The organism is Aestuariivivens sp. NBU2969 (assembly GCF_019931125.1).
Taxonomy (GTDB): Bacteria; Bacteroidota; Bacteroidia; order Flavobacteriales; family Flavobacteriaceae; genus Aestuariivivens; species Aestuariivivens marinum.
In genome coordinates this window covers 65,898-90,144 of sequence record NZ_JAIOUU010000013.1, presented here as the reverse complement: position 1 = coordinate 90,144, position 24,247 = coordinate 65,898, and the positions used below count along the sequence as shown (strand labels likewise).

The window sequence follows — 24,247 nt, the reverse complement described above, 5'->3', positions numbered from 1 at the left end:
CGTCAGGACAGCCATCCAGGCAGTTGGGCGTGCCATCACTGTCATCGTCATTGGATACCCCGTTGATATCCACATCCAGTGGACATGGGGAGTTGATCTCCTGGTCATTGCAGTCCAAAACACCGTCACTATCAGTATCCGTCTCAGCTGTACCGCAGCCGCAGACACCGGGATCGGTCTTATCGGGATCGTCAGGACAGCCATCCAGGCAGTTGGGCGTGCCATCACTGTCATCGTCATTGGATACCCCATTGATATCCACATCCAGTGGACATGGGGAATTGATCTCCTGGTCATTGCAGTCCAAAACACCATCACTATCAGTGTCCATTTCATCAATAGGTATGCCATCTGTACAATCATTATCCTTGCCATCACAGAGTTCCGGAGCACCGGAATAGACCGTATCATCCGTATCGTCACAGTCCAGATTATTTGTTACCTTCCCTGAAACCCCCTGGCAGGAACTTTCAGGTGTATCCGAGGCATCGCCGTAGCCATCTCCATCAGCATCCGTGTAATAGTCTTCAAATACCAAACCATCGTCTATCCCATTGGCACAATCGTTGTCCTTGCCATCGCATAGCTCTGGCGCACCGGGATAAATAGTATTGTCCGTATCATCACAGTCACCTTCGCATAGCGAAAAGCCATCCCCATCATCATCCAATTCATTACTAGGTAAAACCCCATCACAATCGTTGTCCAGTCCATCACAGAGTTCAGAAGCACCAGGATATACTGTATTATTGGCATCGTTACAATCTCCTCCAGCCATTGAATAGCCATCCCCATCAATATCGGTTATGGATTGGGATGACCACAATTTCAAAGTGAAATTGGGATCACTCGCCGAGAACCCCTGGGAGTAGACCCTAAAATAATAGGTAGTTCCTATCGTTAAACTGCTATGGGTTAGCTCTTCTGTATCAAAGCTATTGGTGATATCACTGCATTCCAAAAGTGAGAGACCATTACAATCTCCTGAAAATAGACTGAGCCTACCATTGAACATGGGATCCAAGGTAATGGTCACCTCAGTGGTCTGGGCCAAAAACTTATACCATACATCGTCGCGGGCACTGGCACTTTTGCCGTTGCATATCTCTGCCTCCTTGTTGGTCTCTGCGCCTCCAAGAACAGATCCATTGAACCCTATCGCTGAAGCAGCATCCACCCTTCCCGTTTCCTGTACCACGGTCCATGCACCACTACATAGGTCATTGGTTGGCGGAGGTGCGGACAAGGTGGTTATATTTGGTGTAATTAGCCAATTACTGTAATCACCCGATCCACAATCGGAACGAATGGCTACTTGGTAGGTGGTATTGGGTACCAATGCGCCTTCTCCTGTAGTAGCGCTCGTATCACCCCCAGTTGAACCATTATCAAAATAGGTACTCGTGCCAGGAGTAAACCCAGAAAGGCCAATTTCCCATTCATAATTTACGGGTGCGGGCCCAGAACTAGGAGCTTCCCAGTAAAAGTCCAACCTCGTGTTCGACAAATAGCTCACCAATGGGTTCTCCGGCTTATAACATGTTGGCACTTTCTGCAAGGTAACCGTGTGCGTGTTGCTATCGTCATCACAGCTATCGCTTAAATGTATGACGATTCGGATCTCACCCAACGGAATATCACCCGATAGAAAAGTATAAGTCAATGGGGTATCCCCTTGAGCCAATACCGTGCTCCCATCGTCGTCCCTAATGGTAATGTAATCGGTGCTGCCCTGGTAACTCGAGGTAAAAGTGTATTGCTCCGCAAGAATGTTGGTAACGGTCTGGTACTCGCCCGCATAAATGGAACCGGTAACCTGTTCCACATCTCCTGTGTTCTGAGCTGCGTAACTTCCATTACTGGTTACGCTGTTACAGTCCTGGGCATTGGACCATACCGATATTAGAATAAGTAATAAATAGGTAATTTTTTTCATGTAATCCTATTTGACTTTACTAAAACTATGACTATTCCTTGGAAGAATTATAGTATCAAAAATCCAATAAGATTAGGCTAATAACATGACTGATATGGTGCTATATTAAAGGTATCTATTAATTATTACGCGAGCATGTAAAACAGATAAAAAGCAAATAATGTCGATAAAATGAAAAACAGTTTAAATGAAAACCGTACAGTCATATCACCAACTTCTTAATAGAAGATATTGAACCGACCTTCTCTAAAACCGGTTATTTACAAAAAGAGCCAACACATTAACGTTTAACGACCTGCTTAACGGTATGTTCTAAATCATCATATATTTTAAGGAGATAGATCCCTTTTTGCAACTGCGACAAGTGTTCGATCCTAAGGATCCCTTTCTGACCTACTTGTGTAAGCCTATAAATGACCCGACCATGTAAATCATAAAGGGTAATCCCAATGCTTTTACCATCAAAATAGCTTGGGAAATGTACTCTTAAAGTAGTTCTGAAGGGGTTAGGTTCAATTCGTATGTTATCGAAATTAATGTCTTCTACAGATAATCCCTCACAGGCGTCACCGGTACCATCATTGTCTGTATCTTCTTGACCGGGGTTTGGGATATTCGGACAATTATCATCACAATCCAAGATCCCATCGCCGTCACTATCACTTTCATCCAATGGAATACCGTCCGTACAATCATTATCCAATCCATCGCATAATTCCGAAGCACCAGGATAAACGGTTGGTTCGGTATCGTTGCAATCACCGCTTATAGTAACGTAGCCCACAGGGGCAGTACAGGCCTGAACGGTATCGGTAGCGTCACCGTAGCCATCATCATCACTATCACGGTAATAGGTGGTCTGCCCTTCAACATCGGGATCGTTGCCATCAATCAATCCATCACAATCATTATCGATACCGTCGCACACTTCGGTGGCATCGGGATTCACATTCGCGTTAGCATCATTGCAATCCGTATTATCAGAAACATGATCCGCAGGCTGTGTATTCGCTAAAGTTGTAGTGTTACTATCCCCAAAAGAGTCACCATCTGAATCCAGATACCAGGTCAGCAGATCAAAACCATCGCAATCCTCATCGACCCCATTATCCGGTATTTCCGTTGCACCGGGATAAATCCCATTATTGGCATCATTGCAATCATTATTGCTTAGGCTAAATCCTGCCCCAGGATCGAAACAATACAGCGCACCGGCATCACTCGCATCACCATAACCATCACCATCCCCATCAACATAGTACCTGGTCTGTCCTGTAACAGAGGGATCCGCATCATCCACAAGCCCGTCACAGTCGTTATCAATCCCGTCGCACACTTCCGTGGCATCGGGATTGACATTCGCATCAGCATCATTACAATCCATATTATCGGAAACATAATCCGCAGGTTGCATATTTGCTAAAGTTGTAGTGTTGCTATCGCCATAAGTGTCACCATCGGCATCCAGATACCACGTCAGCAGATCGGCACCATCGCAATCCTCATCAATCCCATTGTCAGGTATTTCCGTTGCACCGGGATATATAGAAGCGTTGCCATCATTACAATCGCCACCAGGGCTTGAATAGCCATCGCCATCCACATCCGTAATCGATTGGGATGACCACAATTTCAACGTGAAATTGGGATCACTGGCTGAAAACCCCTGGGAATACACCCTGAAATAATAAGTAGTTCCTATCGTTAAACTGCTATGGGTTAGTTCTTCTGTAGCAAAGCTGTTAGTAACATCGCTACATTCCAAAAGTGTCAACCCGTTACAGTCGCCCGAAAACAGGCTGAGTCTTCCATTGAACATGGGATCCAAGGTAATGGTCACCTCAGTGGTCTGGGCCAAAAACTTATACCATACATCGTCGCGGGCACTGGCACTTTTGCCATTGCATATCTCTGCATCCTTGTTGGTCTCTGCTCCTCCAAGAACAGATCCATTGAACCCTATCGCCGCAGCAGCATCCACCCTTCCCGTTTCCTGTACCACTGTCCATGCACCACTACATAGGTCATTGGTTGGTGGAGATGCTGACAAAGTGGTTATAACAGGTGTAGTATACCAGATACTATAATCCCCAGAACCACAATCCGATCTTATGGCAACTTCGTAATCTGTGTCGGGATCCAAGGCATCTTCACCCGTTGTGGCATTGGTAACTCCATTGGCATAACCACTTGCCTCTGCATTACCAGTACCAGGGGCAAAATTTGGAAACCCAATTTCCCATTCATAACCTACAGGAGCATTACCCGAACTAGGAGCCTCCCAATGAAAATCCATGCGGGTATTGGATAAATAACTTACTTTAGGATTTTCAATTTCGAAACATGTTGGTAAATTGGTTTCATTCAATAAGGTCACAGTGTGATTACCATTATCGGTAGCATCACAAGTATTATCCAAATGAATGATTAATTTTATATCGTTATCCGGGATATCACCAGCCAGAAAGGTATAATTTAAAGGTGAGTTGCCCTCTGTTATGATAGCATCATCCGAAGTTCTTCTAATTGTAATATAATCATGATCACTAACCAAATAGGACGTAAAGGTATACGTATCTGTTTGCATATTGGTTATGGAAACATATTCACCTGGTACAATTGAAGTTGTTATTTCTTCTTCATAACCACTATTTAAAGCTGGATAGGTTTTATGTAATGTACCACTATTACAATTTTGAGCATAGGTAACGGAGATAAATAACAATAAAACAATATAACAGTAGATATACTTCATTTTAATCAGGGTTACGTTAATACAACTAAAGATATTATATAAATCATTGAAATGCAGCTATAGTAGATATACGACACAAAAAATTGATAATCTGCATTGCTATCATTTCAGGTTATAGGTGCATAAACTTAAGAGATTGTTTTTGTAATAAAACCACTACTGTTAAATATTTCTTCACTTACAACGTGTAACCGTTTATATATTAAATTGATTATCAACACACTAAATGTTAATAAGTTTTTGGATTTCATTCGATAAAACTCAAAATAAAATTTAGTTTTGCGCCGAAATAATTTTTTATGTTGAGATCTAAAGCACTGATTTCAACGTATTTATTATAATTTTTGGGGATTGATTAATAGCAATAATCATAAAATTTGTTTTTTATTCTTACATTTTTCATAAAATAAACTGTATTTAATCGATTAAAAACTTAAAAATCAGATTAATTGACATTGTTTATTATTTTTATCCCGAATTTAACCTAATTATATAATGAAAAATATATTACTTTCTTTTGGCTTTTTTGTGTTTGGGATTTATGGTTTAAATGCGCAATGTGATAATACGCTTCCAGTAAATGAAGATTTTAGCAACACGTTTGCTGTTAATAGTTGTTGGACCTACATCGATGCGGATGGTGATGGCTTAGGGTGGTCAATTACCAGTATGGATGGAAGTGGTAACAAAGGACTTAAATCAAAATCATTTGCTGGTACAGCTCTTACACCTGACAATTGGATAATCTCAAATGCCATTGACCTACCTTCCTCTAGTTCTATTGAACTATCTTGGAAAGTTAGAGCTACTTTTTGGCAATATGATGCGGAAAACTATTATGTATATGTCGCTAATGGAAATGCCATTTCTGATTTTACTTCTAGCTCAGTCATGTTTACGGAAAATTTAGAAGGTAGTGATGCCAGTGGTGAATTTGCAAATAGAAACCTTGATCTTTCTTCTCTTTCAGGGCAAACCGTATACATAGCCTTTAGGCACTATGGTGTTACCGACCAACTGGAAATTGATATTGATGATTTTTCAGTTACTGGATCTGGAGGCTGTACCGATAGTGACAATGATGGTGTTTGCGATACTAATGATAACTGTCCTGGTTATGACGATACCGTAGATAGTGATGGAGACGGTACTCCTGATGGTTGTGATGACACCCCTAATGGAAATTGCAATCAACTTTCGAAAAGCTTTTCTGTTCCCAATAATACCTTAACTTATTCTGGGATTGGAACTGGTGAAACGTCGATGCTTTTACCTGCCGATAGTCAGGATATATCCTTTACCATTAGTGGACTTGAAGCCAAGACCAAAGGGAAAGGAAGCACTCAATATATCGATTTGGTAGATGTAACCTATAATGATGGTACACGAGATTATACAACGACATACAGTGGTTTAAATATAAGTTCTAAACCGATAAACATTCCAGGTCATGCCGATTCTATTAGTATAAAATTATACAATGGCCTAAGCGGATCCAACCAAACTATAAGTATCGCATTAAGTGATGTTACCTATTGTTCAAATGATAATACCCCACCATGTGTTGATGCTAACAATAATGGTATTTGCGATGTGGATGAGCCAAGTGGTGATTGTACACCAAGCATAGCAAATTTTAGCAATAGTACTTTATCTGGAACAACAAGTACAACTTTAAGTTTTGATATCGGTAGCCAAGATATCTCTTTTGTGATAAATAATATTAATGATAAACAAAAAGGGAAACCAAGTGGTTTTTATATTGAAAAAGTAGTCGTGACCTATAATGATGGTATCCTTTATGGAACCTACTATGGTGACCAGATCAGTTCTGCTTCAGTTAATATTTCTGGAGATGTGAGTAATGTAACTGTAAGTTTGAGCAATGCCTTAGGGAATAATAATTCCAATTATAGTATTTCATTAGGCACTATATCCTATTGCAAGGGCAGCGGTGTCTCTTCAAAATCTACAGTATCGAAATCAAGTTCAACGGATTTGGGTTCTAATACCGAATCCACATCTTTTAAAGTGTACCCTAACCCGGCTTCAAATACGTTATATGTTAAAGATAATTATAATGGCAATGTTAGTTTTAAACTATATAATGCCATTAATGGTAACCCTATTCGAAACATTGACATTACGACGTCTTATGGTCAAGAAAGTCAATTGAATATAAACGGTATAACCAACGGTTTATATCTACTACAAGTAATTGATGAAAATGGCACTGTTTTAAAAACGGAACGTGTCGTAATAAAATAATTTTATAAAGGCAGTGAATTTAGCAGCACTGCCTTTTTTTAGAGCTAGAGGAGCGGATGATTAATTAATAAAAAAATTGAATATCCGTGATCAATCATAAAATACTTTATCAATCTGAACTTGTTTCAGATTCTAAATATAAAGGGACAGTATTTATGAATATTATGAGATGTTGAAACGCATTCAGCATGACACTAAAAACATTATGATTCAAACCGGACAATCAGTATAAGATACATATACATTAAGAAGAGTTCGTATTCGGTAAACTCATTTATCAGAATCTTTGGCGCGATTTCGAATATGTACAATGCAATACATGTTATTTTTTAGACAGTTTTTTTGTTTTTCTATGGACTAACCTCCATGTATAGATTATGAAGTACAAAACATAAATGAATTTATACAAATAAACTTACAAATTATTAAAATATTAAGTATTTCATCGATTAAAAAGCTAGTTTTTACGATTAAATGACATTTATTATTATATTTACCTAGAATTCAACCTATTACGTTATGAAACAAATAATACTTTCAATTTTTATTTTAAGCTGTACTTTAAATATAAGTGCTCAATGTGATAATACGCTTCCAGTAAATGAAGATTTTAGCAACACGTTTGCTGTTAATAGTTGTTGGACCTACATCGATGAGGATGGTGATGGCTTAGGGTGGTCAATTACCAGTATGGATGGAAGTGGTAACAAAGGACTTAAATCAAAATCATTTGCTGGTACGGCTCTTACACCTGACAATTGGATAATCTCAAATGCCATTGACCTACCTTCCTCTAGTTCTATTGAACTATCTTGGAAAGTTAGAGCTACTTTTTGGCAATATGATGCGGAAAACTATTATGTATATGTCGCTAATGGAAATGCCATTTCTGATTTTACTTCTAGCTCAGTCATGTTTACGGAAAATTTAGAAGGTAGTGATGCCAGTGGTGAATTTGCAAATAGAAACCTTGATCTTTCTTCTCTTTCGGGGCAAACCGTATACATAGCCTTTAGGCACTATGGTGTTACCGACCAACTGGAAATTGATATTGATGATTTTCAAATAGCATCATCTGGTGCTTTGAGTACAGAGGATTTCTCTGAATTTAACTTTAAACATTTTTATAATAGCATCACAGATAACTTAGTTCTTAAATCTAATACCCCGTTTAATAATATTAAACTATATAACATTATTGGCCAACAAGTTATAGAAATAAAATTGTCCAATAATGAAGAAACAATTAATCTTTCAAATGTTAGCAACGGAATCTATATTGCCAAAATTCAGATTGACAATACTTTTGGCACCATAAAATTTGTGAAACGATAAATTATACCGTTTGCAATAAGTTAACGAAATAAAAAGAGCAACTCATAAATAGCTGCTCTTTTTATTTACATTAATTAATAATTATCTTATCTCCTTTACTGTTGCTCGGTTGAAGATATTATTTTCTTCACTAAGGTACCTTCTTTGGTGGTTAACCTTACAAAATACATTTGATCATCGGTATACGATAGATCTATTTTTGTACTATCGTAAGTACCCTTAACATAATTGGTGTTTTCAGCTTCTCTAATTAGAGCACCCTTTATGTCGTAAACATCAATTTTAACATCGGTGTCATATTCAAACTTATAGCCAATATTCACCTCGTTTTGGAATGGCACCGGATAGGCAGTAAAACTTACTTTCTTATCTTCAAGTTTACCCCAACCACCTGTATCTACTGTACATTGTGTATCCATAAAGGATGAATTACCTTCTAAATTTATTTCATCATAATCCCTTTTCTCACCAGGGATATGCATATCATCAGGATAAGGTATGTCCCTGTCACAAATCACAGCATGTGCAATGAAATAGAATGATCCAGTTACTCCAGTTTTAGTTGCCTGCCAACCTGAGTGATAGGTACCATCTGGTATATTCGCATTATATGGATATTGACCTGGTGCAACAGTCCACTCTTCAGAATTTGGTTTAGTTGGATATGGATCACATCCCACAAATAAATGCACTTCAGATATTAAATATAATGGAACTTCTGGTGTGTTGGCATCTTTATCATCATCCCAGGTTAATAAATCATAAGAGAAATGAACAGTTCCATCATCCTTATATTCTACAATTAAATCGCCTACATAAGTGCCTTTGCTCAAATCACAACGTCCTGCGCCTCTATAAACTGAATAGGTATAGGTACCATAATTTGTAATGGTATTCGTCCATCCCCAGCGTTTAAAGCCATCATTTCTAAAACAGCTACTATACGTATCTTGTGAATCATCTTCTACAACGCTATCAAATCCACCAACATCTGCCGTTCTAACTGCAAATGCGGTTCCGCAATTTGGCGTACAGTCATAATATCTGGCAGTCGTAGTACAGTAAGAATCACATCCAGTTACTTTATTGGTTATGACTACTGTAAATACTTCCCCATCGGCGACATTATCAGCTGTTGGATTAGGCATATCCGCATTGGTAATATTGGCACTACCGTTCGATGTCCATGAATAGGTATACAAATTGGTATCAGCAGGGGTGACATACAAGTTCAACGTAGTTCCCTCACATAAACCAAATTCTGATCCTTCTGATGAATTGGACGCCGTACAATCGGGATCTGGATTGATCGTGATCACCAATGTTGTATCCGAATCACATCCTGTCGTGTCATTAGTCACAGTCGCATAGAAGGTAGTGTCACCAACTGCTAACGCTCCTCCGGTTGAGGTCGCTGAGTTCTGACGTGCTGGATCACTGAACCATGATACTGTATAACCAGCTCCTGGTCCTACCTGTGAATCATAATCGCTCAAGGACTTGTCCGTTTGGTCCTCATAACAGAACGTGTCTGTCGCAGAACTTACCACTGGATCAGCATTGATCGTGATCACCAATGTTGTATCCGAATCACATCCTGTCGTGTCATTAGTCACAGTCGCATAGAAGGTAGTGTCACCAACTGCTAACGCTCCTCCGGTTGAGGTCGCTGAGTTCTGACGTGCTGGATCACTGAACCATGATACTGTATAACCAGCTCCTGGTCCTACCTGTGAATCATAATCGCTCAAGGACTTGTCCGTTTGGTCCTCATAACAGAACGTGTCTGTCGCAGAACTTACCACTGGATCAGCATCAATATTTATGGTCAACGTAGCTGGAGCTGGACAATCGCGTTGATTATACACTAACGCATAGAATGTGTGAGGCGAACCAGCAGCTGTAAGGACGCCTGTCATGGTTATTCCTGCAGTATGATCTTCATCACTGTACCACTCCACATAATCGCCATTTCCAATAACGTCACCATTATAGGTAGACAATGCTGTATCGGAGAAGTCCTCCTCACAGAAACTATCTGTTGCATCTTCTGGTTCTGGAACACCTCCAAATGGTCCAGCTATGAAATCCTGTTGTGAAGCAGATGCAGATTGTGAATTTCTAGTTTCCAGTATAAAACTTGAAAAACAGGTATCTACACCTTGAAATTCCGGTCCTGACAAATCTATAAACCCTTCAAAGTATGCTCCTTCGTGATATAAACCCGGAACTTGAGTAATGCCTGGCCCTGTACTGCCGACATAATCCCATACTCCAAGACCTCCTTGAGGTATTACTTCTTGTGAACCAGCATAAGGGCCTACAAATGTAGGTATACTAACTTCTACTGAATTTACAACAGCATTTGTATCTACACCCAAAAACTTTAAATTACCTGTAGACTCATCACCATCTGGTGCTCTCACAGGATCAGGAAGTATTCCATCATAAACAGCATCATTTGGGTCATCAACCCATCTAAAAAGTCTTAAATTCACTTCTCCACCTCCATTGGTAAAATTACTTAAAGCCAATAAATCGCCTTCTTTATGTATACCAGTAAATCCAGCAGATTTACCTTCAAGTGGTAGAGGTGAAATACCATCTAACGTAAACCAAAATCCTATTTGGGCATCACCATTAATGGCGATTCGGTCTCCAAAGAAAAAGATCTTATCACCAATTAAAACAGCACCGCCATTTGAAATATCACCTTTGTTGTTTGCATTTCCAAGATTCCAAATCCACCCATTTGGGATGGCAGCGTTCGGATCATTAACTATATTGACATCTGCAGATCCTTCTGTAAATTGTGTGTCATTATTGCTAATGCCATCAGCACTGGTGTTATCTTGAATAAACACCGCTTCATAATTATAACCGCCAACATTATTTAAAACAGAAGGCCAATCGTCTGGGTTACCATCGATGCATATACCAGCTCCTTCTGGAATCCATACAATACTAAAGGATTCCTCACACCCTCCGCCTACTCCAGATGCATCACGAATATGCATAGTCGTAGTGAAATCTATTAAATCACCTTCCATGTACTCAGTACCTGTACCACCTGGACCAGTCCAATATCTCGGATCTACAAGACCAGTACCAGAAAAAGCAGGTAACTGATATCCTAATGGTGTAACTGCCTCACAAATAATAACATCACCTGGATTGTCTATTGTGCATTGTGCTTCTAAGTTGGAAGCAGATAACAAAAAAAGCATAAGTACGGACAAGCCGCTTATACTTTTAAATAATTTCTTAAGATTCAACCAACAACACAGAAGGTTGTTGATTTGTTGTTGTTTGGTAATTTTGTACATTAACATAACATTTAAGATTAATTAATAAACATGTTAACATAACAAGGTATGAGAAGGTCGTAGAATGAGGGGTTTACGAATCTTATCTAAACGATAAAACACATAACAAGGTAATACAAGTTATCTGGTAGTAAAGGGCATTTAATAGTGCTATTAATCAAATGCATTTTTTCAATAGGAGAAAATCTCGCAATTACCGCAAGACAAGTAAATTTAACTATTTAATTTTAATCTTTAGCATAAAAGTGAGAAAATTAGTTAAGTCGTAATTATCATCGATAAACTACAAAATTTCTCTTTTTGTAGACTAAAAGTCCCTTTTTAAAGCAAGGAAAAAAGGAGACGATTTTATTACATAAATTTGAATATCAATCAGTTATGTGTTTTAGATAAACTTAGCCGTCATGGTGTTAAGGAAGTTATTTCTAGTTTTCCAATTTCAGATTTTATATTCTAAGTTTGAGGTTGGAGGTATTGAGTTTTAAAATTCCAAATTTTTGATTTTATGTTTTAGGTTTCTTGACACTTTTCTGGCTCTTGGTTTTTATACCTATTCTAAAATTCAATTTTCTAAAACTTTGATGGCTAGGCAATTTCTGTTTTGCCTGTTACGTTAATAAGCAGTCTAAGTCGGCAGTATTACTTAACCAAAATAAGTTAATAACAAAAAACACGCAACCTTTTACTCCTCCCTGCATCTATTGAATAGCTTAATCAATCCGAATTGTGAAAACCATACTTATCATCAGCTTGCTAATCCTTGTTAACTTTTTTCTCTTGGTGTTTAGCGTCAATAAAAAGAACTGAACCCTGATTAATAACACAACCGTCACTGCGAGCGAGCGCAGTGAGCGAAGCAGTCTCCTATTGGGAGTACTGAACTAATTATAAGGAGATCAATTCGTTACTGCGTGCCTCGTGATGACGTCACTGCGAGAAGCCCAAAGCTATTTGGGCGACGTAGCAGTCTGTTTGTTTGGAGTTCCTATTAATGGGATGGCTTCGCTGCACTTCGACAAGCTCAGTATGACACTCGCCATGACTGTCCCATTCATGGGATTGCCACAACATTGACTTCCCCAATGTCTCGCAATGACCCAAATGGAGATTGCTTCTTCGCCTATGGGCGAATCACAATGACGAAAAATAAATATGCCCTTACCTAATTCACTTCGGGTAAAAAATTATAGTTTTTACTATAGTCCAACATTTGGTCTACAAAACTTTCGGGTTGTAAGATCTTAATGGCCGTAATTTCACCTACCTCATTGGTTTCGGGAACCAAAATAGGGTTTACAAAGCCACTATATGGTGCCGACTTAAATTGCTTATTACGTTCCAATACCTCAGCATGGATGGCTTGATCTACCTTTACGCCATAACCTTCTACCAAAGCTTCGGCTGCAGCATAATCGCCTTCAGATTTAATGCGCTGGGTTTCCCTTAACAGTTCGCCAAAAAGTATGCGTAATTTTTCGTAATCGGTAATATTCAAATAGGTTTTTCCATCACGAACAACCTTTTCTATAACATTGTCCTTTTGGCCTTTTTCATAAACCCAAGCCGATACCCATTGTCTGTTACGCATGTGGGCTTCTTCAACATCATCTCCTAAATTCAATCGTATAAGCTGTGTTATTAGTCCATTTCTAATATATTCATCGTAAGCAGCCTTACCCACCGCTTTCCAATCTTCAACCAAACCAAGCTCTTGTAATTTAGCATCATAGAGATAATACAGTCCCACCAAATCGGCGCGACCTTCTTCCATGGTAGAGGCATAATTTTTTAGGGTTTCCTTGGTCTCGCCAACACCAGGGTTTAACTGGCCCGAAGCATGCCCAATCACTTCATGTAAAGCGGTATGCAGCTTATCGGCTAATTTTCCGTATTTCTCTTCCAACTCAATTTCTTCGGCATCGTGGGCAAATTCCTTTAAACGCCCACCGCCATCGGCATTATTATGGGCATTTACAATATTTCCAAGGGACACCGATTTACTACCTACTTCTTTACGAATCCAGTTGGCATTGGGTAAGTTAACCCCAATAGCACAACTGGGGTGCGCATCTCCTGCCATACCTGCTACATTAACCACTTTATAGGTGACACCAACCACATTTTTCTTTTTATGTGCATCCATTAAGGGTGAATTATCTTCAAACCATTGTGCATTTTCTGAGAGCACGGCCATTTTTTCGGACATATCAAAATCCTTGATCTGTACATAGGTTTCATACGAACCCCTATAACCCACTGGGTCGTTATACACTTCAATAAAACTGTTGATGTAATCTATGTTGCCTTCCGTGGCTTTTGTCCATGCCACGTTATAATCGTCCCAAATTTGTAAATCGCCTGTTTTATAATATTGAATCAACAGGTCTATGGCTTCGCCTTGGGCTTGGTTTTCGGCTACACCTTTTGCCAACTCCAACCATTTTATAATTTCATCGATAGCCTCGCCGTACAGTCCTCCCGATTTATACACCCGTTCCTTTAACTCGCCATTTTCCTTTATCAATTGCGAGTTCAAGCCAAACGATAAAGGCCTTTGTGGATCGGGCGATTGTTTGGCCGCATAGAAATGCTCCACATCGGCATTGGTAACCCCTGGGCCATAAAAATTAACCGCCGACATTGCTACATTATCAATATCTTTAGCCTGGTTAACCTTTTTAGCATCAAAATCGTTAAAAATCACATTTAAAATTTCATCTTCTAAAACGGTATTTGTTTCAGCTAATAACTGCTTTAAATACGCTAAAGAAAAGTTGGGTTTCAGCTTGTCGTTCGAATAATGGTGATGTATACCATTACTAAACCAAACTCGTTTTAAGTAGGTTTCGAAAGCCTTCCAGTCTTGCGATGTTTTGTTGCCCTTATAATTCACATAAACATGTTCCAAAGCCTTTCTAATGGCTAGGTTATGTCTGTAATTCTGATCCCATATTATATCCCTACCAGACAACCCTGCTTGGGTGAGATAATAAACCAGTTTTTGTTCCTTTAAACTGAGTTGCTCCCAGCCAGGGATATCATAACGTAAAATTTTAATGTCGGCAAATTGGTCTACATTGTGACTCAACGATTGAGACACTTGAGATTCTGACTCCGTTTTGTTTTCAGTTTTTTCTTTTCCGCAGGACATAGAAAGTAAGGCTGCTAAAGACAGGATTAGGATCGGTTTCAACTTCATTTTTATCATTTTTTGTTTTGGTGAAATGAATGATTATTATTCAATAATTCTTTAAATTGAACTATCATAATTACATAATAACTTAAAATACACCATTTAAACTATTAATACTTTAATTTTGAGACAGCTAATGTAATCATTTCTTAACAAAAAAATAGAAATGACTATCTTTGATTTTGATTAAAATTTAAAGGCGGGAAAATCTAAATTGAAAACCTTTCCTGCCCTAAAATTGTATTTTAAAATTAGATGAAGCATCTCTTATTGGTTTTTTTGGGCGGCGGTTTTGGTAGCGTGTTGCGATACCTTATAGGTAAACAATTAAACAGCTCCACAACTGGCATACCCTACGGTACGTTTGCAGCAAATATTTTAGGGAGTTTATTGATTGGCATTATTTTAGGCTTAGCCGCCAAAAACAATACCCTATCACAAAGCCAAACACTGTTGTTGGCCACGGGGTTTTGTGGAGGCTTTACTACCTTTTCTGCCTTTGCCTACGAAAACCATGTATTTTTAAAAGCTGGCGATTTTACAAGCTTTGCCATTTACACAGTGGGCAGCTTTATCGTAGGGTTTCTTGCCGTGTTTTTGGGAATCTTTTTGGTCAAATGATTTCGATATGGAAGATGGTTAATGTATCACTAAACAACCAAACATTAACCAATAACAAACATTAATGCTTTTTAAATGCTTTAACTCCAACTTCTATACGAGTTCTTAAGTAATTATCGCGAGGCACAATGGGACAGGAATATATATCATTATAGGCACAATACGGGTTATACGCCTGATTAAAATCGATTACCATAGTATCATCTTTGGGGATTCTGGCATCGATGTAACGACCGCCACCATAACTTTCCAAGCCGTTGGTCTCATCCAAAAAAGGTAAAAACAAGTAATCTTCATAGCCTTCTTGTTCAATCAATCCCTGATTTTGATAAATATTCAATTTAAAATCTTCACCTTTCAAACTAAATAGCAATTCCCCATACTTCACATAAACAGGTAACCTGTCGGTAGTGGTTTTCATTTTAAAGGGATTTTCATTTGGTGTGCGTATGAATTGTGCTGTAACCACATAAATTGAATCAAACTTAAAGAAGTCCAACCCCGTAAAGCTTTTTCTATCCTCTTCTTTTAGGGGAGACGTTGATGCATCTTTATATTGAGCATTTAACTCTCTCTGAAACTCTGTTTCCCCTTGTATGGGGCGTTTTTTTTGAGCGCATCCTACCAAAAAGACAGCACACAGTATTAGTGTTATGGTATGCTTCATTTTAAAAAAATTTCATTTCAAAAGTACAACTTAAGAATATTTTATATAGTTTTGGGTTGTTAAAAAAGAAAATATGCGTTGTACCGTCACAATTTACAAAAAGCAATGGACCTCATTAAAGGATGCGGGTTGGGCTAGTATATTGTGGTGATATGAACTTAAGATATTACAATATGTAAAAGTCCGACGTCAGCGTCGGACTTTTTGTTTTTAATGAAATTCATAAATCAAATGAACCCCGAACTATCGCTTTGAGCACAGTCGAAACGTTATTTCGGGAACTCAAGAAATAGAAACCAACACTAATGAAACGAACATTAACAAATTTTATAAATTTCTTCACAGAAAGGAATGTTTAAAATTTTTAATGTGAGAGCGTAGCGGTTGCACGCGTTCTCAATTTTATAATTAACACATTATCAAACAATTATTAAAATTTAAACGTGTGAAAACACTAATTAAAAATTACTTAAACACATTTTCCGGATTATCTCGGGAAGTATGGTGGTTAGCGCTTATTACACTAATTAATAGAGCGGGTACTATGGTCATTCCGTTTTTATCACTTTATCTAACCCAAAGCCTAAACTTTAGCCATAGTAACGTAGCCTGGATCATGAGTGCTTTTGGATTGGGTTCGGTTACGGGATCGTGGTTAGGGGGCAAACTAACCGATCGGGTTGGTTATTACAAAGTCATGGCATATAGCTTATTAGGAACGGGATTTTTATTTATTGCATTACAGTTTGCAAATACCTTTGTACTTTTTTGTGTTGGTATCTTTTTGGTCATGCTGGTTGCCGACATGTTTCGCCCAGCTATATTTGTTGCCCTAAGCGCCTACAGTATGCCAGAAAACAAAACACGCTCGGTCACTTTAATACGCCTTGCCATAAACTTAGGATTTTCGGCAGGACCTGCGATTGGTGGTATTATTATAACAACATTAAGTTATGCTGGATTGTTTTGGGTAGATGGTATTACCTGTATTTTAGCTACTGTTGTTTTAATAATTGTACTCAACCCAAAATCAACTAAGGTTTTAGACGCAGTAAAAGTTGAACATCCAGAATCGGCTTATAAGGATAAGTCCTTCTTAATATTTTTGGGGGCCATGGTATTGTTTGGTGTTATATTCTTGCAATATTTTTCAACCATGCCCTTATACTATAAAGAAGCCCATCATTTAACCGAATTGGAGATTGGCATGCTTTTGGGACTAAATGGTTTCGTTATTTTTATTTTTGAAATGCCTCTAATAAAATGGCTAGAAAACACACAGTGTTCCAAGACAGGACTGATGCTCTTTGGAGCCATACTAACTGCATTAAGTTTTTTGGTACTCAATTTTACCTCGTGGGTTGGTGTTTTGGTAATAGGTATGTTGCTCATGACATTTGGAGAAATGATTGCTTTTCCTTTTTCAAATGCCTTTGCCATAGAACGGGCAAGAAAAGGAAATCAAGGGGAATATATGGCCTTATACTCGATTTCATTTTCCATAGCCCACATCTTTGGACATAATGCAGGTTTACAAATGGTGGATAAATTGGGGTTTAGCAATACTTGGCATATTATTACATTAATAGGTGGTGTTTGTGTATTTTTATTATTCATTTTAAAACGAAATCTTAAATTATCTAAGCTAAAACAGGAATGATAGATGTCATAATTATTGGTGGTGGTCCCATTGGGATAGCCTGTGCCTTGGAGTGCGAAAAAAGCAATTGGAATTATTTAATCATAGAGAAAGGAGCGTTAACCAATTCGTTGTTTAACTATCCTAAAAACATGACCTTTTTTTCAACTTCCGAAAAGTTGGAAATCGATAACATTCCCTTTATAAGTAAAAACCCTAAACCCAACAGGGATGAGGCTTTAGAATATTACCGCCGTGTCGCCACTTCCAATACCATTAAAATCAATTTGTATGAAACAGTTAATCAGTTACAAAAAAACAATGACCATTTCTCTATAACCACTAACAAAAGTACCTACCAATGTAAAAAAGTGATTTTGGCTACAGGGTTTTATGATATTCCCAATTTATTGGGTGTTGCAGGTGAAGACCTGCCAAAGGTCACCCACTATTACAAAGAAGCCCATCCTTACAGCATGCAAGATGTGGTTGTGGTTGGCGCTAGCAATTCGTCGGTAGATGCAGCTTTGGAAATATGGCGAAAAGGCGGAAAGGTTACCATGGTTGTTCGGGGTGAAACTATTGGAGATCGGGTAAAATATTGGGTACGCCCAGATATTATAAACCGAATAAAGGAAGGTAGTATTGAAACTTATTTTAATGCTGAAATCATTGAAATAAAACCCTTGGAGGTTATTATTAAAACGCCTGATGGTCTAAAACACCTGCCCAACGATTTTGTCGTCGCACTCACTGGCTACAAACCCAATTTCGACCTATTGGAACAGGTTGGAGTTTCGCTTTCCAACGATGGTATAAAACGCCCTGTATATAATAAAGATACTATGGAAAGTAATGTTAATGGTTTGTATCTAGCGGGAGTGATTTGCGGTGGCATGGAAACCCATAAATGGTTTATAGAGAATAGCAGAATTCATGCTAAATTAATAGCAAACCATTTAAAACAAGTTTTTAGCAATAAATAAAAATTGCAACTAAATATATCCGTTCAAGTTATTAAATAGGTTTAATTTCCTTTTGTTTTACAACTCGGGATAACACTATTTGGGTTTTGCTTTCACCGTAGGTAATCAACTGGTCAATAAAGTTTTCTAAATGTTTTTGATTTTTTAAAACCACCTCCATAACAATGTTTTCATCACCTGTAATACGATAACAGTTTATCACCTCATCATATGTTTTTACCTTCTCCAAAAAAGGTTTTAATTTTCCCATAAAGGCGCGTAAAGTAATTATTGCCTTTAGTTGATACCCTAACTCAAAGGGAGAAACCAGAGCTTTATAATCTTCTATAATGCCCAAATCTTCCATTTTTTTAATGCGCTCAGAAACTGCTGGAGAACTTATCCCCACTTGCCTCCCAATTTCGGCATTCGAGAGCCTTGCGTTTTTTTGTAAACACCTTAAAATCTTCGTGTTAAGATCATCTAACGCCATTTAAAAGAATTTTAACTTTAAAAAAGCAAATATTAAAGCAAATATACAATTTTACTTTAACATTTAAAGTTGATTGTAAATTCTTGTCACTAATTTTGGGTAATTGCTTATAGAAAAAAGAATGATGTTAGCTAATACCCCATCAAACCTATCGGATTTACCGATTTACAAAAAAGCCTTAGAGATTTTTGCGCTTTCGCAGAATATTTCAGGCTATTTAAATCATGATTTATCAGCCCTAAAGGAAGATGGTTCTGAAGACCACAACATCTACTTTTCGGGAGACATTGTCCAACAGTCTGTATCGTTGGCACCAGAAATCATTAATGCTGAAATGCAACGTCATTCAGAACGGAAATATAAGCACATTGCTTCCCTTAAACGCCTTACCAATTTGCTCTATAAAAACTCTTACCGTTTGGAGAGGTCGAATAGTAACGGTAAAGATTTTCTACCCATTCTAAGACGTGAACTGAAGAAATTTAAAAAGCTTCAACGTAGTTGGATGCTAACTTTATAGCTTTTTTAGCTTTATATAATTTTCTGTTGAAATTGTAATTCTAAAAAATCCTTGGGCTACCTGCTTCGGCATAGCTCAGCTGAAAAATTTGGAGATCTGCTTACATGTTTCTGCGATACTGCCCCCCTACCTCAAATAAAGCATTGGTAATTTGACCTAAAGAACACACTTTACAAACTTCCATTAAGGCCCCGAAAATATTTTCGTTATTTATAGCTTTCCGCTGCAAGTCCTTTAATAAAGCTTCAGTATTATTAAATTTATGAAGCTGTTTTAAAGTTGTTATTTGTATTTGTTTTTCTTCTTCAGTTGCCCGAATAACTTGAGCAGGTAATATGGTTGGAGACCCTTTACTACTTAAAAAGGTATTGACCCCAATAATGGGATACGTACCATTGTGCTTCAAGGTCTCATAATACAAGCTTTCCTCCTGTATCTTACTACGTTGGTACATGGTTTCCATGGCACCCAAAACACCTCCCCGCTCATTGATTCTATCGAATTCCATTAGCACCGCTTCTTCAACCAAATCGGTCAATTCTTCAATAATAAAAGCCCCTTGAATTGGATTTTCGTTTTTAGCCAAACCTAATTCTTTATTAATAATCAATTGAATGGCCATAGCACGACGCACCGATTCCTCGGTTGGTGTAGTAATCGCTTCGTCATAAGCATTGGTATGTAAGGAATTACAATTATCGTATATCGCATATAATGCCTGCAAGGTAGTTCTAATATCATTAAAGTCAATCTCCTGTGCGTGCAAACTACGTCCAGAGGTTTGAATATGATACTTTAACATTTGTGTCCTAGGATTAGCACCATATCTGTACTTCATTGCCTTAGCCCAAATTTTTCGGGCCACACGACCTATAACAGCATATTCTGGATCGATACCATTTGAAAAGAAAAAAGATAGGTTTGGCCCAAATTCATTAATATCCATACCCCTACTCAAATAATATTCTACATAGGTAAATCCATTGGCCAGGGTTAATGCCAGTTGGGTAACAGGATTGGCTCCGGCTTCGGCTATATGATAACCGGAAATAGAAACTGAATAAAAGTTTTTAATGTTATTTTCAATAAAATACTCCTGAACATCACCCATTAAACGCAATGCAAATTCCGTTGAAAAAATACAGGTATTTTGGGCTTGGTCTTCCTTTAAAATATCGGCTTGCACTGTACCCCTTATTTGGGCTAAAGTCCCTGATTTTATTTTTTGATACACCTCTATTGGCAATACCTGATCTCCTGTAACACCTAACAACATCAATCCTAAACCGTCATTGCCTTGTGGTAAAGCACCATAATACCTAGGGCGCTCTTTACCTCTGTACAATGCAGCTATTTTAGATTCAACGTCTTGCTCCAGCCCGTGTTCTTTAATATAGATTTCACATTGCTGGTCTATGGCAGCATTCATAAAAAAGCCTAGAAGCATAGGTGCCGGACCATTAATAGTCATACTCACCGAGGTCATTTCGTGGGCCAGGTTAAAACCAGAATACAATTTTTTAGCATCATCCAAACAGCAAATAGAGACACCAGCATTGCCAATCTTTCCATAAATATCCGGGCGGCTATCTGGGTCGCTACCATAAAGAGTTACACTATCGAAAGCTGTTGATAAACGCTTGGCAGGCATACCCATGCTTACATAATGAAACCGCTTATTAGTACGTTCTGGACCACCTTCTCCAGCAAACATGCGTGCCGGATCTTCATTGGTTCTTTTAAACGGATAAATACCCGAAGCAAAGGGGAATTCCCCTGGAACATTTTCCTGTAATACCCAGCGCAAAATATCTCCCCAGGCCTGATATTTAGGCATAGCAACCTTAGGTATTTGTAGGTGCGACAGCGATTTGGTATGTGTTTCTACTTTTATGGTTTTATTTCGAACTGTAAAGCTATAAATGGGAGCTGTGTATCTATTTACCTTACTTTTCCATCCTATAATTGTTTCCCAATGGTGCGGATCGAGATTGAGCTTAACACGATCGAACTCTTTAAAGAGAAGCCTTAAAAACTTTATTCGGGACTCCTCTTCTGGATGCTTACCATCCTGAACCTTTTTCAAGATCTCTTCTTCATTCAAACCCAATTTACTTATAAAAGTCATTTCGAAAACACTTTTACTATGTTCTGTGATCCCGTCAGATGTAATATTAGCTACAGAGCAAATGGTTGCATATATACCATAAAGCTTTTGAGCGACTTCAGCTTGTTCTCTCAATTTATGCTTATAAGCCCTATTATGTTCTGCTATTTCCGATAGATAACGTACTCTCTTTGGAGGAATAACAAAAACCTTTTCACTCATCCCCTCTGAAACCTCAAATGTAGAGCTTAGGTCGGTTTTGGTTTTTTTTACCAATATCTCCATAACCGCTTTATAAAGCCTGTTCATTCCAGGATCATTAAACTGTGATGCAATAGTACCAAAAACAGGCAACCCACTTAGCGAAGCATCCCATAACCCATGGTTACGCATATACTGTTTTTTTACATCCCGTAAAGCATCCTGTGCTCCTCTTTTATCAAACTTGTTAATAGCAACCAGATCTGCAAAATCCAGCATGTCTATCTTTTCCAACTGCGTCGCGGCCCCAAACTCTGGGGTCATTACATAAAGCGATACGTTACAATGCTCAACAATTTCGGTATCGGATTGTCCAATACCCGAAGTTTCCAGTATAATTAAATCGTACTCTGCAGCTTTTAAAACAGTAATGGCTTCATTTACGTGCTTGGACAGCGCTAAATTTGACTGGCGCGTCGCCAGACTTCGCATATAAACGCGGGGATTATTAATAGCATTCATGCGAATTCTATCACCTAACAAGGCGCCTCCTGTTTTACGCTTTGAAGGATCTACCGAAATAATACCAACTGTTTTTTCGGGAAAATCCAATAAAAAGCGACGTACCAACTCATCCACCAAACTTGATTTACCAGCACCTCCTGTCCCTGTAATTCCCAAAACAGGAACCTTGTTTTGTTTTTTATTAAAATGACCTTGGCTATTTTTAAAAGCTTCATGATTATTTTCTGCAAGTGAAATCAATCTCGCAATACTATTTATGTCTTTTACTTTAAGATTTTCTCTAATATCATTTTCTTTTGGTAATGGTTCCATTGGAAAATCTGATTGCTCTACCAAATCGTTTATCATACCTTGCAATCCCATTTCACGACCATCATCTGGAGAGTAAATACGTGAAATACCATACTCCATTAATTCCTTGATCTCCGAAGGCAAAATCACACCACCACCACCACCAAAAATTTTAATATGCCCTACTCCCTTTTCCTTTAAAAGATCGAACATATACTTAAAATACTCATTATGGCCTCCTTGATAAGAGGTTACACAAATGGCATTTACATCTTCCTGAATGGCCGTATTGACAACCTCTTCAACACTTCTATCATGCCCTAAATGAATGACCTCCACCCCTGTGGCCTGAATAATTCTGCGCATAATATTAATGGAAGCATCATGGCCATCAAACAGCGAAGCTGCAGTTACCATTCGTATATTGTATTTTGGTTTATATGGAGCCTGTTGATTCATTCGTAAAGAATATTCATTTTTATTACTGCAATTTACGAAATATTCAAAAAAATTAACCGTTTACACAAAATTACCTAATATAGTTTTAGAAAATATTCTTTAATGAATTAAAAAAGGTAGATCGTTTTTGTGATTTTTTTGTCATATGAAGAAAGGTTAAAACCAAGCATCCACACCTGAGAATACTCCATAAATAAAAATACATATATTTGTTAAAGCCTATAAAACCCAAATTATCCATGATCCGCAAAACATTAACCTTTTTATTCATTTTAAACTTAACGGCTTGTGCCGAACTCCAACACGTAGTCAACCAGCTACCACAAGGCGGTTTGTCCCAAGCTGAAATTGCAGCAGGCTTAAGACAGGCCTTAGATTTTGGTATTGATAAACAGGTAAGCAAGCTTAGCCAAACAGATGGATTTTACAAAAACGAACTGGTTAAAATTTTACTACCCGAAGAACTGCATAAAGTAGATAAGGCACTTCGCGATATTGGTTTAAGCAAACTAGCTGATGAAGGTTTAAAAGTATTGAATCGTGCGGCAGAAGATGCAGTAAAAGAAGCTACCCCAATTTTTGTTGATGCCGTTAAGGGTATAACCTTTACTGATGCGAAAAACATTTTATTAGGCAACGATGATGCTGCTACGCAATACCTAAACTCTAAAACCCAAGCGACACTTTATGGTAAATTCCATCCCGTCATCAAAAAGTCGTTTAATAAAGTAGGTGCGGACCAAATTTGGAAAAACCTAATTAACAAATACAATACTATTCCGTTTACCGCAGACGTTAACCCTGATTTAACCGATTATGTTACTAATGAAGCTTTAAAAGGTGTATATACCATGATAGCTGTTGAAGAAAAGGAGATTAGAACCAAAATAACTTCTAGGACTACCAATTTGCTAAGAAAAGTTTTTGCTTTACAAGATTAGTGACA

General features: G+C 38.0%; 14 protein-coding genes. 7 read left to right on the top strand and 7 right to left on the bottom strand.

Features of this window, described 5'->3' with window-relative positions:
• Positions 1-1,936 (bottom strand): MopE-related protein (locus tag K7G79_RS10520; protein WP_255575968.1); only part of this gene is annotated, 1,936 nt, incomplete at its 3' end.
• A 280-nt stretch (positions 1,937-2,216) separates the two neighbouring features.
• Positions 2,217-4,691 (bottom strand): MopE-related protein, encoded by a 2,475-nt coding sequence (locus tag K7G79_RS10515; RefSeq protein WP_223551537.1) that lies wholly within the window; start codon positions 4,689-4,691, stop codon positions 2,217-2,219.
• Positions 4,692-5,186: 495 nt separating this feature from the next.
• Between K7G79_RS10515 and K7G79_RS10510 the strand changes: the two genes are divergently transcribed.
• Positions 5,187-6,959 (top strand): T9SS-dependent choice-of-anchor J family protein, encoded by a 1,773-nt coding sequence (locus K7G79_RS10510; protein ID WP_223551536.1) that lies wholly within the window; start codon positions 5,187-5,189, stop codon positions 6,957-6,959.
• Between the two features lie 519 nt (positions 6,960-7,478).
• Positions 7,479-8,294, top strand: a complete 816-nt coding sequence (locus K7G79_RS10505) for a T9SS-dependent choice-of-anchor J family protein (protein WP_223551535.1) — start codon at positions 7,479-7,481, stop codon at positions 8,292-8,294.
• Between the two features lie 95 nt (positions 8,295-8,389).
• On the opposite strand, the gene K7G79_RS10500 is transcribed toward K7G79_RS10505, so the two are convergent.
• Together K7G79_RS10500 and K7G79_RS10495 are read right to left on the bottom strand one after the other, a co-directional pair.
• Positions 8,390-11,620 (bottom strand): T9SS type A sorting domain-containing protein, encoded by a 3,231-nt coding sequence (locus K7G79_RS10500; RefSeq protein WP_223551534.1) that lies wholly within the window; start codon positions 11,618-11,620, stop codon positions 8,390-8,392.
• A gap of 1,162 nt (positions 11,621-12,782) precedes the next feature.
• The gene (locus tag K7G79_RS10495; RefSeq protein ID WP_223551533.1) at positions 12,783-14,819 is read right to left on the bottom strand and encodes a dipeptidyl peptidase 3; all 2,037 of its coding nucleotides are present in this window, start codon (positions 14,817-14,819) and stop codon (positions 12,783-12,785) included.
• A gap of 249 nt (positions 14,820-15,068) precedes the next feature.
• On the opposite strand from K7G79_RS10495, the gene crcB reads away from it, so the two are divergent.
• On the top strand, positions 15,069-15,434 hold the full coding sequence (gene crcB, locus K7G79_RS10490) for a fluoride efflux transporter CrcB (RefSeq protein WP_223551532.1): 366 nt from the start codon (positions 15,069-15,071) through the stop codon (positions 15,432-15,434).
• Positions 15,435-15,495: 61 nt separating this feature from the next.
• Here the strand turns inward: crcB and K7G79_RS10485 are convergent, their stop codons facing one another.
• Complete coding sequence (locus tag K7G79_RS10485) at positions 15,496-16,101, bottom strand: DUF1684 domain-containing protein (RefSeq protein WP_223551531.1); 606 nt, start codon at positions 16,099-16,101, stop codon at positions 15,496-15,498.
• 445 nt (positions 16,102-16,546) lie between these two features.
• Here K7G79_RS10485 and K7G79_RS10480 point away from each other — a divergent pair, with 445 nt between their 5' ends.
• Positions 16,547-17,761 carry an MFS transporter gene (locus tag K7G79_RS10480; protein WP_223551530.1) on the top strand — a complete coding sequence of 405 codons (1,215 nt, stop codon included), beginning with the start codon at positions 16,547-16,549 and terminating at the stop codon, positions 17,759-17,761.
• The gene (locus K7G79_RS10475) at positions 17,758-18,726 is read left to right on the top strand and encodes a YpdA family putative bacillithiol disulfide reductase (protein WP_223551529.1); all 969 of its coding nucleotides are present in this window, start codon (positions 17,758-17,760) and stop codon (positions 18,724-18,726) included. Before K7G79_RS10480 ends, K7G79_RS10475 begins: the two co-directional genes overlap by 4 nt.
• A 31-nt stretch (positions 18,727-18,757) precedes the next feature.
• Here K7G79_RS10475 and K7G79_RS10470 read toward each other — a convergent pair whose 3' ends face one another.
• Positions 18,758-19,198, bottom strand: coding sequence for an Lrp/AsnC family transcriptional regulator (locus K7G79_RS10470; protein ID WP_223551528.1), 441 nt, complete (start codon positions 19,196-19,198; stop codon positions 18,758-18,760).
• A 124-nt stretch (positions 19,199-19,322) separates the two neighbouring features.
• On the opposite strand from K7G79_RS10470, the gene K7G79_RS10465 reads away from it, so the two are divergent.
• A complete protein-coding gene (locus K7G79_RS10465) occupies positions 19,323-19,718 on the top strand; it encodes a hypothetical protein (RefSeq protein ID WP_223551540.1) in 396 nt (131 codons plus the stop codon).
• A gap of 100 nt (positions 19,719-19,818) precedes the next feature.
• Here K7G79_RS10465 and K7G79_RS10460 read toward each other — a convergent pair whose 3' ends face one another.
• A complete protein-coding gene (locus K7G79_RS10460; protein WP_223551527.1) occupies positions 19,819-23,301 on the bottom strand; it encodes a methylmalonyl-CoA mutase family protein in 3,483 nt (1,160 codons plus the stop codon).
• A 239-nt stretch (positions 23,302-23,540) separates the two neighbouring features.
• Between K7G79_RS10460 and K7G79_RS10455 the strand changes: the two genes are divergently transcribed.
• Positions 23,541-24,242 (top strand): DUF4197 domain-containing protein, encoded by a 702-nt coding sequence (locus K7G79_RS10455; protein WP_223551526.1) that lies wholly within the window; start codon positions 23,541-23,543, stop codon positions 24,240-24,242.
• The last annotated feature ends 5 nt before the right edge of the window (positions 24,243-24,247 follow it).